This is a genomic window from Oleiagrimonas citrea, from assembly GCF_012395255.1.
In the GTDB taxonomy this organism is placed as follows: domain Bacteria; phylum Pseudomonadota; class Gammaproteobacteria; order Xanthomonadales; family Rhodanobacteraceae; genus Oleiagrimonas; species Oleiagrimonas citrea.
The window spans coordinates 160045-176518 of the sequence record NZ_JAAZQD010000002.1 but is presented as its reverse complement, the minus strand read 5'-3'; the positions used below and the strand labels follow the sequence as shown (position 1 = coordinate 176518).

15 protein-coding genes are annotated in these 16474 nt (G+C 64.7%); 10 read left to right on the top strand and 5 right to left on the bottom strand.

Features of this window, described 5'->3' with window-relative positions:
- Window positions 1-1602, bottom strand: a complete 1602-nt coding sequence (locus HF690_RS04745) for an electron transfer flavoprotein-ubiquinone oxidoreductase (protein WP_113064391.1) — start codon at window positions 1600-1602, stop codon at window positions 1-3.
- A gap of 181 nt (window positions 1603-1783) precedes the next feature.
- Here HF690_RS04745 and HF690_RS04740 point away from each other — a divergent pair, with 181 nt between their 5' ends.
- The 6 genes from HF690_RS04740 (at window position 1784) to HF690_RS04715 (ending at window position 7904) form a co-directional block, all read left to right on the top strand.
- Window positions 1784-3196, top strand: coding sequence for an amidase (locus tag HF690_RS04740; RefSeq protein ID WP_168608636.1), 1413 nt, complete (start codon window positions 1784-1786; stop codon window positions 3194-3196).
- A gap of 15 nt (window positions 3197-3211) precedes the next feature.
- Window positions 3212-3823, top strand: coding sequence for an alpha-ketoglutarate-dependent dioxygenase AlkB family protein (locus tag HF690_RS04735; RefSeq protein WP_338042876.1), 612 nt, complete (start codon window positions 3212-3214; stop codon window positions 3821-3823).
- A 70-nt stretch (window positions 3824-3893) separates the two neighbouring features.
- Window positions 3894-4994 (top strand): glycine cleavage system aminomethyltransferase GcvT, encoded by a 1101-nt coding sequence (gene gcvT, locus HF690_RS04730; RefSeq protein WP_168608635.1) that lies wholly within the window; start codon window positions 3894-3896, stop codon window positions 4992-4994.
- A gap of 66 nt (window positions 4995-5060) precedes the next feature.
- Complete coding sequence (gene gcvH / locus HF690_RS04725; protein WP_113064393.1) at window positions 5061-5456, top strand: glycine cleavage system protein GcvH; 396 nt, start codon at window positions 5061-5063, stop codon at window positions 5454-5456.
- 369 nt (window positions 5457-5825) lie between these two features.
- Entirely contained in the window at window positions 5826-6605 is a 780-nt protein-coding gene (gene metJ, locus HF690_RS15185; protein ID WP_168608634.1) for a met regulon transcriptional regulator MetJ, read from the top strand.
- Between the two features lie 294 nt (window positions 6606-6899).
- Window positions 6900-7904, top strand: a complete 1005-nt coding sequence (locus HF690_RS04715; protein WP_240151589.1) for an energy transducer TonB — start codon at window positions 6900-6902, stop codon at window positions 7902-7904.
- Window positions 7905-7973: 69 nt separating this feature from the next.
- Here the strand turns inward: HF690_RS04715 and HF690_RS04710 are convergent, their stop codons facing one another.
- Window positions 7974-9209: a serine hydrolase domain-containing protein gene (locus HF690_RS04710; protein ID WP_113064576.1), complete on the bottom strand. Its 1236-nt coding sequence runs from the start codon at window positions 9207-9209 to the stop codon at window positions 7974-7976.
- A 51-nt stretch (window positions 9210-9260) separates the two neighbouring features.
- On the opposite strand from HF690_RS04710, the gene HF690_RS04705 reads away from it, so the two are divergent.
- From HF690_RS04705 to HF690_RS04695, 3 genes are read left to right on the top strand one after another with little or no spacing between them, the layout of a single operon-like run.
- Window positions 9261-9848, top strand: coding sequence for a LemA family protein (locus tag HF690_RS04705; RefSeq protein WP_113064396.1), 588 nt, complete (start codon window positions 9261-9263; stop codon window positions 9846-9848).
- Window positions 9849-9894: 46 nt separating this feature from the next.
- On the top strand, window positions 9895-11886 hold the full coding sequence (locus tag HF690_RS04700; protein WP_113064397.1) for a M48 family metallopeptidase: 1992 nt from the start codon (window positions 9895-9897) through the stop codon (window positions 11884-11886).
- 16 nt (window positions 11887-11902) lie between these two features.
- The gene (locus tag HF690_RS04695; protein ID WP_193568416.1) at window positions 11903-13192 is read left to right on the top strand and encodes an NTP/NDP exchange transporter; all 1290 of its coding nucleotides are present in this window, start codon (window positions 11903-11905) and stop codon (window positions 13190-13192) included.
- Between the two features lie 30 nt (window positions 13193-13222).
- Here the strand turns inward: HF690_RS04695 and HF690_RS04690 are convergent, their stop codons facing one another.
- The 3 genes from HF690_RS04690 to mtgA form a co-directional block, all read right to left on the bottom strand.
- The gene (locus HF690_RS04690) at window positions 13223-13651 is read right to left on the bottom strand and encodes a CBS domain-containing protein (RefSeq protein ID WP_168608633.1); all 429 of its coding nucleotides are present in this window, start codon (window positions 13649-13651) and stop codon (window positions 13223-13225) included.
- A 63-nt stretch (window positions 13652-13714) separates the two neighbouring features.
- On the bottom strand, window positions 13715-14689 hold the full coding sequence (locus HF690_RS04685) for a glycosyltransferase family 2 protein (protein WP_168608632.1): 975 nt from the start codon (window positions 14687-14689) through the stop codon (window positions 13715-13717).
- Between the two features lie 27 nt (window positions 14690-14716).
- Window positions 14717-15460, bottom strand: a complete 744-nt coding sequence (gene mtgA / locus HF690_RS04680; protein WP_113064400.1) for a monofunctional biosynthetic peptidoglycan transglycosylase — start codon at window positions 15458-15460, stop codon at window positions 14717-14719.
- A gap of 113 nt (window positions 15461-15573) precedes the next feature.
- Between mtgA and hslO the strand changes: the two genes are divergently transcribed.
- Complete coding sequence (gene hslO, locus HF690_RS04675) at window positions 15574-16473, top strand: Hsp33 family molecular chaperone HslO (RefSeq protein WP_168608631.1); 900 nt, start codon at window positions 15574-15576, stop codon at window positions 16471-16473.
- Window position 16474 lies beyond the last annotated feature (1 nt).

Sequence of the window (16474 nt, the reverse complement as noted above, 5' to 3'; positions counted from 1 at the left end):
TCACAGGTTCTGGTAGCTCGGCCCCGAGCCGCCCTCCGGCGTCACCCAGTCGATGATCTGATAGGGATCCTTGATGTCGCAGGTCTTGCAGTGCACGCAATTGGCCGCGTTGATCTGCAGGCGCTTGCCAGCTTCGTCCTCGACGATCTCGTAGACATTGGCCGGACAGAATCGCGTGCACGGATTGCCGTATTCCTCGGCGCACTGAGTGATGCACACGTTGGTGTCGGATACCTTCAGGTGCACCGGCTGGTCTTCGTCGTGCTCGGTGGCGGCAAAGTACACGCTGGCGAGACGGTCGCGAGGTGGCAGGTCGCGGTCGACATAGTCGCGTTTCGGACTCTCGTACTGTCCCAGCCGGTGCAGCGAGGACCAGTCGGCGCGGTTCTTCAGCGTCCACGGCGACAGGCCGCCGGTGACGGTTTCCCAGGCGGCGTTGAACAGGCCAAACCACAGACCCTTGTGGAAGCCCGGGCGGATGTTACGCACCTTCTTCAGTTCGGCGACGGCGGCCGACTCGCGCAACGCGCGGTCGAAACCTTCGCTGCTGCCGTGCTCGGCCACGTGCTCGGCGGCGAGCATGCCGGAGCGGATGGCCTGGTGCGTGCCCTTGATCTTGGGCACGTTGAGCAGGCCGGCGGCATCGCCGATCAGCATCGCGCCGGGCATCTCGGTCTTCGGCAGTGACTGGTAGCCGCCCTCGACCAGCGCGCGTGCGCCGCCGGAAAGGATCTGGCCGCCTTCGAGCAGCGCCTTCACCTTCGGATGATGCTTGAGTTGCTGGAACGCCTCGAACGGCGAGAAGTTCGGGTCCTCGTAGTCGAGGCCGGCGACGAAGCCGATGGCGACGCGGTTGTCGTCCAGATGATAGATGAAGCTGCCGCCGTAGGTCTTCGGATCCAACGGCCAGCCCAGCGTGTGCACGACCTTGCCCGGCGTGACGCGGCCCTCGGGCACCTGCCACAGTTCCTTCATGCCGATACCGTAGGTCTGCGGGTCGCTGTCCCGGTCCAGCGCGAACTTCTTGATCAGCTGCTTGGACAAGTGTCCGCGGCAGCCTTCGGCCAGCACGGTGACCTTGGCCTTGATGTCGATGCCCTGGGTGTAGCCCGGCTTCTCGGAGCCATCGCGGGCCACGCCCATGTCGCCGATGCGCACGCCGGCCACGGCGCCGTGGTCGTCGAACACCGGTTCGGCCGCGGCGAAGCCGGGGAAAATGTCCACGCCCAACGCTTCGGCCTGCGGCGCCAGCCACGCGCACAACGCGCCGAGACTGACGATGTAATTGCCGTGGTTGTGCATCTGCGGCGGCGTCGGCAGCTTGCTGGCGTTCTCGTGGTCGCGCAGCATCCAGAGTTCGTCCTCGGCGACCGGCACGCAGATCGGCGGCGGGTTCTTGCCCCATTCGGGCAGCAGGGCGTTGAGCGGCTCGGGCTCGATCACCGCGCCGGAGAGAATCTGTGCGCCGACGGTGGACGCCTTTTCGATCACGCACACGTTCAGCTCGGGCTTGAGCTGCTTGAGCCGGATCGCGAACGCCAGCCCCGCCGGGCCTGCGCCCACGGTGATGACGTCGTATTCCATCGTTTCGCGTTCGCTCATGTCAGGCTCCGTGTGGACGTGGATGGCGCGCGGCGCGGAAGACGCCGTGCGGATCGCGCGACAGCGCGGGCAGACGGTAATTGTCCGTGTTCGCGGCCCGACCGGCAAATGCTTGCGTTGCGCGGCGATTTGCGCGTTCATGGAAATGGGCCGCACGGGCGGTCTGCACCACGGGAGTCCCATGAATACATCTTCGTCCTTGACCGCCAGCGATCTGCGTCGCGCCAGCATGTGCCAGTTGCTGCACTGGCTGGCCATCGGTCGCACCCGCCCGCAACTGCTGGCGGATGCCTGCATGGAAGCCATCGAGCGCTTCGATCCGCACATGAACGCGTTCGTCGACTTGCGTTCCGCGCTGGTGCAGGACCAGGTCGTCGGTGCCGAGAAGCGCCGCAAGCAGAGCGTGATCGGCCGGCTGGACGGCATTCCCGTGGCGATCAAGGACAACATCGACATCGCCGGCTGGCCCACGCGAGCCGGCATGCCCAGCCGTGGCGAGCAAGACGTCGCGCAGGATGCGCATGTGGTCTCGCGTCTGCGCGCCGCCGGTGCGGTGATGCTGGGAAAGACCAACATGGACGAGGGCGCGCTGGGCGCGGTGACCCACAACGCGCATTACGGCGCCACACAGAATCCGCATCGTGCGGGCTACACCGCAGGCGGTTCGTCCGGCGGTTCGGCCGCGGCGGTCGCGTCGGGCATGGCCGCGGTCGCCATCGGCACCGACAGCCTGGGCTCGGTGCGCATTCCGGCCAGCTATTGCGGGATCTATGCACTCAAACCCACGCACGGCGAGATTTCCGCGCGCGGCGTAGTGCCGGCGGCACGCCGGTTGGATGCAGTCGGACTGCTGGCGCGCAGCGTCGATGATCTGACCGTGCTGTTGCAGGTCCTGGCCGGATACGACGCCGACGACCCGCGCTCGCGCCACCGTCGCGTGGCGTTCTCGCCGCCGGACTGGGAGCCGGGTCGGCTGCGCAGCGGCCTGCTGCCGGATCTTCGCGGCATTGGCGTCGACGATGAGGTCGCCGAGTTGTTCGATGCCGCCGTGGGCCGGCTGCCGTTCGAGCTGGGCGAACGTCGCACCGTCGATTTTTCCGACTGGGACTTCGCCCGTACGCGGCGTGCCGGCTTGCTGCTGATGGAGGCAGAGATGCTGGGTACATTCGCCGGGGACCTGGCGGACACGGCGCATCCGGTTTCGGAAGATTTCCGTTCGATGATTGCCTACGCGCAGGGCTGCTCGGCCGCCGACTACGCGGCAGCCGATCGCGTGCTCGACGCCGCCGTGCTGAAGATGCGCCGTCTGTTCGCGCAGGTCGACGTGCTGGTGCTGCCGACCACGCCGCAGACGGCGTTCGCGCTGGATGCGCCGGTGCCGGCGAATCAGGCCGATCTGACCAGTTTCGCCAGCCTCGCGGGCTGTCCTTCGGTCAGCATTCCGATGGGCATGACCGCGTCGGGGATGCCGGCTGGTCTGCAGTTCGTGGGACCGCGCGGTTCGGACCTGCGTCTGCTCGAACTGGCGCAGGTATGCGCGGCCAGTCTCGATGCGGAGCCGATGTATCCCATCGAGCCGGCACAGGGCGCCTGAGGCAGGGGGGGCATCGTGCAAGGCTCGCTCCTGGTCGAACATGAAACGTGTCTGCGCCCCGACCTTCCGGGGGCGGAGCTGACGCTGTGGCCGCAATGGCTGGCCATCGACGATGCCGACCGGTTACTGCATGGCCTGCACGGTGAAATTCCCTTCACGCAACATCGTTTGCGGCTGTTCGGGCGCGAGGTGTTGGCACCGAGATTGAGTTGCTGGATCGGCGATCCCGGGACGGACTATCAGTATTCCGGCGTGCGATTTGCGCCGCATGCATGGACGCCTGCGCTGCTGGAGCTGCGTGAGCGCGTGCAGGAAACTTGCGATGTGTCGTTCAACAGCGTGCTGGCGAATTTGTATCGTGACGGCGATGACGCCATGGGCTGGCACAGTGACGACGAACCCGAACTGGGCTCCGAGCCGGTGATCGCCAGCGTCAGTCTCGGCGTGACGCGGCGCTTCCGTCTGCGCGCCCGCGACGATTCCCGGCGCAGCCTGGATCTGGAGCTCGCGCATGGAAGTCTGCTGCGCATGGCGGGCGCGACGCAACGGAACTACCGGCACGCTCTTCCGCGCAGCAAACGCGTGGCCAGGGCCCGCCTCAACCTTACCTTTCGGCACATCGGCTGACGCCGGCCCTTGGAATTGCCGTGACGGGGCGGCGATAATGCCCGCCCGTTCCACGATTGACGAGCAAGGCATGACCGCAAAGACCGTTCTCAACGAGGCGCATCGCGCACAGGGCGCGCGCATGGTCGACTTCGGCGGCTGGGATATGCCGATCAACTACGGGTCGCAGATCGAGGAACACCATGCCGTGCGCCAGGATGCCGGCATGTTCGATGTCTCGCACATGACCGTGGTCGACCTGCACGGCGAGCGCGTGCGTGATTTCCTGCGCCGCTTGCTGGCCAACAGCGTCGACAAGCTGACCGAGCACGGCAAGGCGTTGTACACCTGCATGCTCAACGAGCGCGGCGGCGTCATCGACGACCTGATCGTCTATTACCTGGGCGAGCATTTCTTCCGCATCGTGGTCAATGCGGCCACGCGCGAGAAGGATTTGGCGTGGGTCGAGCGTCAGGCACAGGCCTTCGAGGTCGAGGTCCGCGTACGCGACGATTTCGCCATGATCGCGGTGCAGGGCCCCCATGCGCGCGAAAAGATGATCGGTCTGCTGGCCGAGGTCGACCGCGAACGCATCGAGGCGATGGGCAAGTTCCACGCCGCTGCCGCGCAGGCGTTGCATGGCGTGCCGCTGTTCGTCGCGCGGACCGGCTACACGGGCGAAGACGGCTTCGAGGTGATGGTGCCCGAAGAGCACGCCGTCGAATTGTGGCAGGCGCTGCTCGATGCGGGCGTGCGGCCGGCCGGACTCGGCGCGCGCGACACGTTGCGGCTGGAGGCCGGCATGAACCTGTACGGTCAGGACATGGACGAGGACGTCTCGCCGTGGGAAGCCAGTCTCGGCTGGACCGTCGCCATGGACGAAGGGCGCGACTTCATCGGGCGCGGCGCACTCGAGGCCCAGAAGGAGCAGGGCGTGAAGCGCCGCATGATCGGACTGGTCCTCGACGAGAAAGGCGTGTTGCGACACGGCCAGACCGTTCTGACCGAAGCCGGCGAGGGCGAGATTCTCTCCGGCAGTTTCTCGCCGACCCTCGGCAAGGCCATCGCCTTTGCGCGTGTGCCGAGCGGCGAGCTGGGCGATGTGCGCGTCGCCATCCGCAACCGTGAGCTTCCCGTGCGCGTGGTCAAGTATCCGTTCGTGCGCGACGGCAAGCCGCGCGAAGGCATTTGAACTCGCCTGCGCCATGCGCCAGGCACTAGAATTGTTTCCATTCATCCGACCTGACAGGACCGATCCATGAGCGAGATTCCCGGCGACCTGAAATTCATGAAGTCCCACGAGTGGGCGCGTCTCGAGGACGACGGCCTGGTGCGTGTGGGCATCTCCGACCATGCGCAGAACCAGCTCGGCGATCTGGTCTACGTCGAACTGCCCGATATCGGTTCGCGTGTCGGACCGGACAACGGCTGCGCCGTAGTCGAGTCCGTCAAGGCGGCATCCGACGTGTATTCGCCGGTCAACGGCGAAGTGGTGGCCGTCAATGACGCGCTCGACGACAGTCCCGAATCGATCAACGAGGACGCGTTCGGTGAAGGCTGGATCTTCGTGGTACGTCCCGATGACAAGGCCGAGCTGGATGAGTTGCTCGATCCGGAAGCCTATGCGCAGTTGATCGAGGACGAGGATCACTGAGTTCCTGATCCCGTCTGTGAGGAGCGTTCGATGACGTTCTTCTGATGTCTTCGAAAACGCCGTCAGCCCTGGTCTGGCGGCGTTTTCGCATGTCGGTGGGGATCTCTGGCGCGGCGCATTCGTGTGGTTCGGGTGCCGTGGTGAGCGTGGCTTCTTCGTTGTTGTTTATTTTCGTATTCGCGTATAAACGTTTAGACGTCTATATAATTCACGCGCATTTGGTGATTCGATATGTGCGAAGTTCGCTTCAAGAAGCGCTTCGTGCACTGAATGCAGCCGTTCTTGCGGGATCATTCGGCACGTGAATTTTATTGACACCACGTTTCTACGGGTCTAGTTTTTGCGGCCAATGGTGGAGTGGTTTTGAAGATGGCGGGAACAAAGTACATCAAGCCGTATGTCGATCACGGCAAGAAGGCGGGGGCGGTGCGCAAGGTGACCGTGTCCATTCCTCTACATGTGCTGCGTCTGCTTTCCGACGAACGGACACGCCGCCAGGTGAGCAACCTCAGGCACGCGACCAATAGCGACCTGTTGGTTGAGGCTTTTCTACATGCCTTTACTGGGCAACCACTGCCAACTGATGAGGAGCTGAGACGAACCATGGCTACGACGAAGAAAGCTGCGAAGAAACCGGCTGCGAAAAAGGCAGTCAAGAAACCCACCGCGAAGAAAGCCACTAAAAAAGTCGTGAAGAAGACGGCCGCCAAGAAGGCTACGGTCAAGAAGGCTGCCGCCAAGAAGGCCGCTGTGAAGAAGACCGCACGCAAGACGGCGAAGAAGACCGTGAAGAAGGCGGCTGCTGCTCGCAAGTCCACTGCCAAGCGCGCGCCGGCCAAGAAGGCCGCAGCGAAGAAGACTGTGAAGAAGGCGGTCAAGAAGACGGTGGCGAAGAAGGCCGCCAAGAAAACCGCGGCCAAGAAGGCGACCAAGAAAACCGCCAAGAAAGCGGTGAAGAAAGCCGCCAAGAAAACTGCAGCCAAGAAAACCACGGCCAAGAAGGCGACCAAGAAGACCGCAAAGAAGGCGGTGAAGAAGGTCGCCAAGAAGCCGGCAGCGAAGAAGGCGGCCAAGAAGACGGCTCGCAAGGCGCCGGCCAAGAAGACCACTGCGGCTGCGCGCGTGTCGCGTCGCAGCAAGCGCAAATAAGATCGACTCCACGCGTGGTTCGCCACGAAGCTTCCTGTGGCTGCCCAGCGCAGGAAGCTTGCAGAGACTCTGCATTTGCCCCGGATTTCCGGGGCATTTCGTTTCAGGGAGCGGCGCCGGTGCGTATCCGCCTTGTCAAAAGAATGGCTTAGCTATTGGCAGTGGCGCGTGATGGGGGTACCTTGTTCCGGAATCCGCGCTGCAACAGACCGCAGGGTCTGGGTTCTTCTTCAGGGGAACTACAGGGGGCGCGGGTATCTGGTAGCAACGTAGCGAGTGACCATGGATACCCGAATGTCTATTTCAAATCGTCGTCGCGCGCGAGGCGCGGCCTCGTCCACCTTCATTTTTTCCGGCCTGATCGTGCTTGTGATCGCTGCGGCAGGCTGGTTCCTGGTAGTCAAGCCGCATCTTGATGCGACCAAGGGCGAAAGTCCGACGCAGGCCGCGACCAAGAAGAAAGTCGTGTCCAAGTCGACGCCGCCTCCGGCCAACGTCGCGGCGATGTCCACCGATCAGTTGCTCAACGAGGCCGGCAAGGCCGTGCGTGAAGAGCGTCTGCTTTCACCGGCGGGCAACAACGCTTTCGAGTTTTATCTGAAGGTTCTGGAGCGTCAGCCCAACAATCAGGTGGCGAAAGAAGCGCTCCGCGAAACTTTCCCGTTCGGCGCCAACGAAGCCGAGCAGGACATCAACAGCCGCAACTTCAATGAAGCACAGCGCGAGATCGACCTTCTGGCCAAGGCTGACCCGGACAACTACACGTTGACGATCCTGCGCTCCAAGCTCGATGCGCAGCGCAAGACGGCGACCAAGGAACAGCAGCAGGCGCAGGCGGACCTTCTGGCCAAGCAGCAAGCCGCGCAGAAACAGCGGGCTGCCGCCGAGGCGGAGAAGAAGCGTCAGGCAGCCGAGGCGCAGGCTGCGGATGCCACGTCCAAGCCGGCCACGACGCAACCGCAGGAGCAGCAGACCGCCCAGGCTCCGGCGCAGCCGAAGAAGCAGGCGCCAGCGCCGGTTCGTATCCAGAACGCGGTGCTCGTGAGCAGCGTCAATCCGCGTTATCCCAGCGTGGCGTTCCGCCGTCGTCAGGAAGGCTGGGTGGATGTGCAGTTCACGGTCGACGCCTCCGGTAATGTGAAGAACGCCACCGTGCTTGACGCCAAGCCCAGACATGTTTTCGATCGTGCGGCGATTTCCGCAGTGGAGCGCTGGAAGTACCGTCCGGCGCTGAACAACGGTCGCCCATTCCCGGTGACGATGCGGCGACGCATCAACTTCTCGTTGGGCAACCAGTAAGAATCGCGTTCCGCGACAATCTGCAAGCGACGAAGGGCGATGCATATGCATCGCCCTTCGTTCATGGGCTCAGCGGCGAGTATGCCGGCGTCGCTCGAGGTTGGCCCAGTCGCGTGGCTGCAGGCCCAGCAGTTGATCCAAGAACATGGGGAACAGTCCCGCGGGACGCGAAGTGCCGGCATTCCACAGCATCACGATGCCGACCTTCTGCGCGGGCAGGAATCCGATCATGGCGCGATAGCCATTGACGGCGCCGGCATGGAAGATCAGCCGCTGCCCGGCGTAATCGTAGATACGCCAGCCGAGCGCGTAGTGTGCGTCGTCAAGTCGAGCGCGTCGCCATGGTGTGGCATGCAATTCACTGGGCGTCGCGATGCCCGGCGTGTGCAGGGTGCGCAGCAGGGCGGCGGGCAGCACGTCCGGGCGACCGCCCATCTGCGCGATCAGCCACTGTTCCATGTCGCGCAAGCTCGCGTTGACGCCGGCGGCCGGCGCGACGCGGTAATAGGCTTCCCTCGGCGTGAAGGGCCGCCACCCAGCGCGTGTGCGGCGATGCGGTCGCGCCCAACTGGCGCTGTTCTCCAATCCTTGCAGTCCGTAGGTCGCGGTGGTCATGCCCAGAGGAAGAAACAGTCGCCGCTCGACTTCGTGACCATAGAAGTCGCCGGTGCGGGCGTGGATCACGTCTCCGATCAGGCTGAAGGCGACGTTCTGATAGCTGTAGCAGGTGCCGACCTGGCAGCGCAGGTGAACCTGATCCAGTTCGCGCGCAAGTTTCGGGTACGGCTCGTTCGCTTCCAGCAGCAGGTCGTAGGTGTTGCGTGGCAGGCCCAGACGCTGGCCGAGGATGTCGCCAACGGTCGCCTGCTGGGTCGCATCATCGTTGTTGAGGTCGAAAAACGGCAGCACGTCCGTCAGGCGTGTATCCCAGCGAAGGCTGCCGTTGTCCACCAGCAGGCCGGTCAACGCGGACGCGAATGCCTTGGAAAGCGAAGCGATACGAAAAACGGTGTTCGGCGTGACCCGGATGCCCGCACGCGCATCGGCGTAGCCAAGGGTGCGTTCATAGGCAACATGACCGTCGGCGATGACGGCCGTCGCCATGCCGGCGGTGTCGCGATGTTCTTCCAGCTGGATCAACCAGCGGTCGTAGGCCTTCAGTGCATGTCGCAATTGCGCGGGCGTCACGCGTTGGTTGTGAACGGGGTCGCGCACGGTTGCGCGGGCGTTGGCGGGCGGGCATGCCAGTGCTGCGAGCAGGGCTGCGCAGGGCGCCAGAAAGTGAAGGATCGAGCGGGCGGTCATGCTATGCTGCTTCGTGTTGCTCACTGCATTGCGCAGGGTGGGAAAGGACCGATGACTGGCATCATTCTCTTGATCATCGCGGTGCTGATTGTGGTGTACCTGGTCGGCATCTACAACGGCCTAGTGCGCGCCCGCAACGGCTACAAGAACGCCTTTGCGCAGATCGACGTGCAGCTCACCCGCCGTCACGACCTGATTCCGAATCTGGTCGAGACCGCGAAGGGCTATCTCAAGCACGAGCGTGAGACGCTGGAGGCGGTCATCCAGGCCCGCAATGGCGCGATGTCCGGTCTGGCCGGCGCCAAGGCCAACCCCGGCGACCCGGAGGCGATGAAAAAGCTTTCCGGCGCCGAGAACATGCTGACCCAGACACTCGGTCGCCTGTTCGCCCTGTCCGAAGCCTATCCGGATCTGAAGGCCAACCAGAACATGATGCAGCTGTCCGAGGAGCTGACCTCGACCGAGAACCGCATCGCGTTCGCGCGTCAGGCCTACAACGACGCGGTGATGACCTACAACAACCGCCGCGAAGTATTCCCGAACACCCTGATCGCCGGCAATTTCGGCTTCAAGCCGGCCGAGCCCCTGAAGCTCGAGGATCCCGCCGCCAAGCAGGCGCCGCAGGTGTCGTTCGCCTGATGCGTGCGGCGCGTTTTCCGCCGACCTTCGCGCAGAACTAGCCTCCGTGGATTTCTTCGCGCAACAGGCACGGGTGCGTCGCAGCAGCCGTTGGCTGGTCGTACTGTTCGTGCTGGCGGTGCTAGCCGTGGTCGCGGCGGTGGACGTGGTCGTTCTGGTGGTGGTCGGTTACGGTCGTGCGACCGAGAACGGTCTGGGCGTGGACCTGGGATCGATGGCGCTGATCAGTTTCGGTGTGCTGGCGCTGATCGGCATGGCTTCGCTGGCGCGCACGCTCAGTCTGCGCGGTGGCGGTGCAGCCGTGGCGCGAAGCATGGGTGCCACGGCGGTTTCGCCGGACACGACCAATCCGGCCTGGCGCAAGTTGCGCAATGTCATCGAGGAGATCGCCATCGCTTCGTCGGTGCCGGTGCCGGATATCTTCGTGCTCGAATCCGAACCGGGAATCAATGCCTTCGCGGCCGGGTACACGCCGTCGGATGCGGCCGTATGCGTGACGCAGGGATGCCTGGATCGGCTGACCCGCGACGAGTTGCAGGGCGTGATCGCACATGAATTCAGCCATGTGTTGAACGGCGACATGCGTCTGAACATTCGGCTGATGGGCCTGCTGTTCGGCATCCTGGTGATCGGCATCGTCGGTCGCATCCTGATGTACTCCGGCGGACGCGTGCGCACGCGCAAAGGCAATACCGCTTATGTCGCCCTGATCGGTCTGGCGTTGCTGCTGGTGGGGTATATCGGGTTCTTCTTCGGCCGCTTGATCCAGGCTGCGGTGGCGCGCTCGCGCGAATCGCTGGCCGATGCCTCGGCGGTGCAATTCACGCGCCAGACGCGAGGTATCGCCGGCGCCCTGAAGAAGATCGCGGCAATGGCCGAAGGCTCGCAGCTGCAGGCGGCGAACAGCCAGGAAGTCGCACACATGCTGTTCGGCGAGCCGGGGCGCTTTTCCAGCCTGTTCGCGACCCATCCACCCTTGCCCGAACGCATTCGCGCGCTCGGCGTACCCTACGACGAGAAGGAAATCGAACAGCTGGCGCGGGCCTGGCTGCAGCCGCAGCGTGCGCGTCACGGCGAGGATGCCTCGGCATCCATCTCCGGCTTTATGCCGACGTTCTCGACAGGGGGCGCGGCGGCGGTAGCGGAAACAGCCATGCCGCGTACCGATCGCCCGATGCCGGTGCAGGCGGAAGCGGTCAGTGCGCGTGTCGGCCGGCCGGGGATGCAGGATGTGCATGCTGCCGGACACCTGCAGCGGCAGTTGCCGGATACGCTGGCGCGTGCGGCGCACGACGCCTCCGGTGCGCTGGATCTGGTGTTGGCGCTGGCCGTATCCGACGACCCGCGCGTGCGTGACGCGCAACTGCTGCAGGTCGATAGCGGTTTTGGCAGCGATGCTGCAGAGGGCGTGGAAGCCCTGTTGCCAGCCCTTTCGATTCTGCATCCGATGCTGCATTTGCCGCTGGTGGCACTGGCGTTTCCGCAGCTCAAGCGGCAGCCGCGTCCGCGTCTGACGCAGCTGCTGCACACGCTGGACATCATCATTCATGCCGATCAGCGGATCAGCCTGCACGAGTATTGCCTGGTCAAGTTGCTGCGGTTGATGCTGACCGACGCGCTGGATCCGTCCCGTGGCTTCGTGCCCGGCGCGCGGCGGCTGCGCCAGGTCGAGGCTGATTACGCGGTCCTGTGCGCCGTCGTGGCGCATCATGGACATGATGACGGCGACGCGGCCCGGCGTGCCTGGGCGCGCGCCATGCACGAGGCGCTGCCCAATGCGCGTGCGGACTTCGCGGTGCCGGGCAACTGGCAGGCGGCGATGGATCGTGCGTTGGAACGCCTGGACCGCATCCGTCCGCTGGACAAGCAACTGGTGGTGCGCGGTCTGACTCTGGCCGTGGCCGAGGACGACCACGTCAACGTGGCCGAGGCCGAGTTGCTGCGCGTGATCTGCGCCGCGCTGCATTGCCCGCTGCCGCCGCTTCTGCAACACCTGACTACTTTCTCCGACGAGGACGAGGACGCGCACACCACGTGATGCGCGGGCCGTGACCATGGAACGCCCCGATATTCGAGATGCCAGTGAAGTGCGGCCGCTGCTGCTTTCCGCGACATGCTTCTTCCTGATTCTCACCGCCTACTACATCATCCGTCCGGTGCGCGACCAGCTCAGCGGTGCGGTGGGTTCGATCTCGTTGCCGCTGTTCTACGGCGCCACCTTCGTCGCCACGCTGCTGCTGACGCCGCTGATCGGCTGGCTGGTCGTGCGCTTCCCGCGGAGGCAGCTGATGTTGTGGAGCTTCAGCTTCTTCATCGTCTGCCAACTGGCCTTCGTGCCGGCCTTCATGTTTCAGGATCAAATTGGAGCGCGGCTGCTGGGCACGGTGTTCTTCGTCTGGGGCAGCGTGTTCAATCTGTTCGTGGTGTCGCTGTTCTGGAGTCTGATGGCGGACATCTGGTCCAGCCAGCAGGCGCGACGGCTGTTTTCGCTGATTGCACTGGGCGGCATGGCGGGAGCGATCGCCGGCCCATTGATCACGTCGCTGATGGTGAACCTGGTCGGCGTGGCGCCGTTGCTGCTGATTTCGGCCCTGCTTCTCGGTCTGTCGATGCTGTTGCTGCTGGTGGTGTCGGCCGAGGCGGAGCAGGCCGCGCCGACGTCGGCGGCCGCGATCGGCGGCTCACTGCTGGCGGGCGTCAAATACGTGTTCACGCAGCCGTTCCTGCGCTACATGGCGCTGCTGATGCTGCTTAACGACGGCATCGGCACGGTCGCGTACGCGCTCGTCGCCGATTACGCCAAGGCGCACTATGTCAGCGATGCGGCGCGCACAGAGATGTACGCGCACCTGGATTTCGCGATCAATTCGCTTGGCGTGCTGATGCAGGTGAGCGTGACGCGCTGGGTTCTGCAGCGCCTCGGCATGACATGGGGCATCGTGATTCCCGCCGTGGTCAATTTTTCCTTGCTGGTGCTCGTTGCGATCCTCGGTTCGAGGATCGAGCTCTGGGGTGCCGGTATTTCGCTGGTGCTGGTGCTGCAGGTGGTCGTGCGCGGCACGCAGTACGGGATGCTCAAGCCGGCCAGCGACGCGCTGTACACGCGCAGCGCCCGGGAAACCCGCTACAAGGGCAAGAACTTCGTCGAGACCGCCGTGTGGCGGTTCGGCGATCTGGTGGTGACCAGCGGCATCAATCTCCTGCGCGACGCTGCCGTGGCCTTGGGCGGACTGGCCGCCATCAGCGCGGGCGTCTCGGCCATTGCGGTCTGGGTCGGTTTCCGCGCGGGGCGTACGGCTGGCGATGAACCCGACGAGGCCGCGCATCGCGACCGCATCGCCTGATGCACCGTTCCTGTTCCCTGCGGCGCTGGATCAGCTGACGATGTAGCGCTGCAGGTGCTCGATTTCCTGCGCCTGATCGTCGATCACCGCTTTCACCAGATCGCCGATCGATACCACGCCGACGATGCGGCCGTTCTCGATTACCGGCAGGTGGCGCACCCGGCTGTCGGTGCACAGGCGCATGCACTCCTCGACGCTGGCATCGGGGCCAATGGTGAGGACGTTGGCGCTCATGATCTCGCTGACCGACGTACTGGACGAGGCGCGGCCGCGAAGGATGACCTTGCGTGCGTAGTCGCGTTCGGAAACGATGCCGGCCAGGGCATCGCCGCGTAGCACCAGCAGCGCGCCGATGCCGCGTTCGGCCATCTGCTTGATGGCGTCGAGCACGGGCGTGTCCGGTTGCACGCTGTAGACCTGGTTGCCCTTCGATTCCAACAGATGCCTGACGTGCTGCATGTGCTGCTCCCGTGGCGGCCGGTGGCGGTCGACTGTGAGTCTAGCGCGATCCCGGCGTCTGGGTCACGAGTCGATGCGGGGCGGTGTTTCGGTTGTGGTCGGAAGCCGTTCCTGCACGAAATACAGCGGGCGTTGCTTGCTTTCGGCATACATGCGGCCGAGGTATTCGCCGATCACGCCGAGGGCCAGCAGCTGCACGCCGCCGAGGAACAGGATCACCAGGATCAGCGTCGGGTAGCCGCGTACTGGATCCCCCCATATCAGGGCCTTCAGCAGCACCCAGATGCCGTAGACGAAGGCCATCGTCGCCGAGCCGAAACCGATCCAGGTCGCCAGGCGCAGGGGTGCCACGGAAAACGAAGTGATGCCTTCCACGGCCAGGTTGAGCAGGCGCCAGTAGTTCCATTTGCTCTGGCCTTCGTGGCGCGGATGGCGACGATAGGTTACGCCGGTCTGTCGGTAACCGATCCAGGCGAACAGCCCTTTCATGAAGCGCTGGCGTTCGGGCAGCTCGCGCAGCGCCAGCACGGCCTGTCGCGAAAGCAGTCGAAAATCGCCGGTGTCGCGCGGCAGCGGGGTGTCGGAAAGCCGCTCCATGACGCGATAGAAGGCGGCCGCCGTGAAGCGCTTGAATCGGCTCTCCCCCTCGCGTGCGCTGCGCGTGGCGTAGACCACGTCGAAGCCGGCGCGCCATTGCTCGACCAGTTGGGGAATGAGTTCCGGCGGGTCTTGCAGGTCGGCGTCGATCACCACCACGGCGTCGGCGTCGGCGTGATCCAGTCCTGCGCTCAGTGCGGCTTCTTTGCCGAAATTGCGCGACAGGCGCATGCCGCCGGTTCGCGCATCTTCCGCGGCGATGCCGCAAATCATGTTCCAGGTGTCATCGCGGCTTCCGTCGTCCACGTACAGCACGCGGCTATCCAGATCGAGCGAGTCGAGTACCGGGCGCACGCGCTGGTGGAAGGCGAGCAGTCCGTCGCCTTCGTTGTAGGCGGGCACCACGACGGTCAGCGTAGACTGAGGAGTGGTTTCGGTCATGGCGTCGATTCTGCCATGCGAACGGGGCTATGGCTGCGCGCGTGGGTGCGGGGGATGCTTTTCGGTCACGTAGGCGGTGCCGCCCAGTTGCGTCATCTGCTGCTGGATCCATGCCACACGCCGCTGCACGTAAGCGGAAGGGCGGTCGGCGTGCATGCGCCGGGGGTTGGGCAGGACGGCGGCCAGCAGTGCGCCCTGGTAGCTGTTCAGCTGCGACGGATCGGTATGCCAGTAGGCGTGACTGGCGGCGTCCACGCCGTAGATGCCGTTGCCGAGTTCGGCGATGTTGACGTACACCTCGAGGATGCGCCGCTTCGGCCAGGTCGTTTCGAGCAGGACGGTGAAATAGGCTTCCAGGCCCTTGCGGAAGAAGCTGCGTCCACCCCACAGGAACAGGTTCTTGGCGGTCTGCTGGCTGATGGTGCTGGCGCCGCGCAGGCGACCGCCGTCCTCGGCCGTGTCGATGGCCTTCTGGATCGAGGCCACGTCGAAGCCGTGGTGGAAGGGAAATTTCTGGTCCTCGGAGGCGACCATCGCCAGCGGCACCTGCTTGCTGATCTTGGACCACGGCACCCAGTGATAACGCAGGTGGAAATCCTTCTCGCCGTGACGCCAGGCGCTGAGCTGGCGCTCGACCATGAAGGCGCTCGTCCACGGCGGGACGAAGCGCAGGACGAGCACCATCGACTCGGTCACCACGAACCAGATCAGCAACGCCCAGAGGGCGCCGCGGAGCAGTCGTTTCCACAGAGGCCGTTTGCCGGATTTCATCGCTCCAAGTGTAAAGGACGCATGTGAATGCCGGCCGAGCCGTTATCCTTGGCATACCGATCTTGCGAACCCGCGCAGATGCCCCCACGTATGCGCGCTCTGGGAGAATTGCCGTGACCGAAGAACGCGATGTACTGCACCGTTTCCTGCTCGAGCGCGCCGGTGTGCGCGGCGTGCTGGTGCGTCTGAACGAAAGCTGGAGCGAGGTGGCCGGTCGCGCCGACTACCCGCAGGCCGTGCGCCGTCTGCTAGGCGAGAGTCTGACCGCCAGTGCGCTGCTCACCGGTCAGATCAAGTTCGACGGCGCGCTTTCGCTGGAATTGAAGAGCCGCGGCGATCTGCGCCTGCTGTTCACCGAGTGCACGGATGCCGGCCGTCTGCGCGGCCTGGCGCGGCACGACGAAGCGGCGGCCGATCATGAGGCCATCGACTTGTCGGCGCTGCCCGGCGCCACGTTGGCGATCACCATCGGCAACGTCGAGACCGGCCACCGCTATCAGGGACTGGTGCCGCTGGAGAGCGCGGGGCTGGGGGCGGCGCTGGAAGATTATTTCATGCGCTCCGAACAGCTTCCGGCGCATCTGGTGCTGGCGGTCGGCGAGCACGGCGCGGCAGGCCTGCTGTTGCAGCGCATGCCCGCCGAGGGCGGCACGGGCGTGCAGGGCGACGCCGACGGCTGGGATCGCGTGCAGCATCTGACGGCGACGCTGAGCGAGAAGGAATTGCTGGAACTGCCCGCGCAGACGCTGCTGTACCGGCTGTACCACGAGGAGAACGTGCGTGTGTTCGAGCCGCGCCCGCTGGCGTTCGGCTGCAGCTGTTCCGCGCAGCGCGTGGAGGCGATGCTGCGCGCGCTGGGCACGGAGGAAGCCGAGGCCGCGCTGCAGGCCAATGATGGCGAGGTCGAGGTGACCTGCGAGTTCTGCGCGGCGCAGTATCGCTACGACCGCGTGGACATCGAGCGCGTCTTCAGCGAGATGCCGGACGCGCCGGCGTCGACGCGCAGCCACTGAG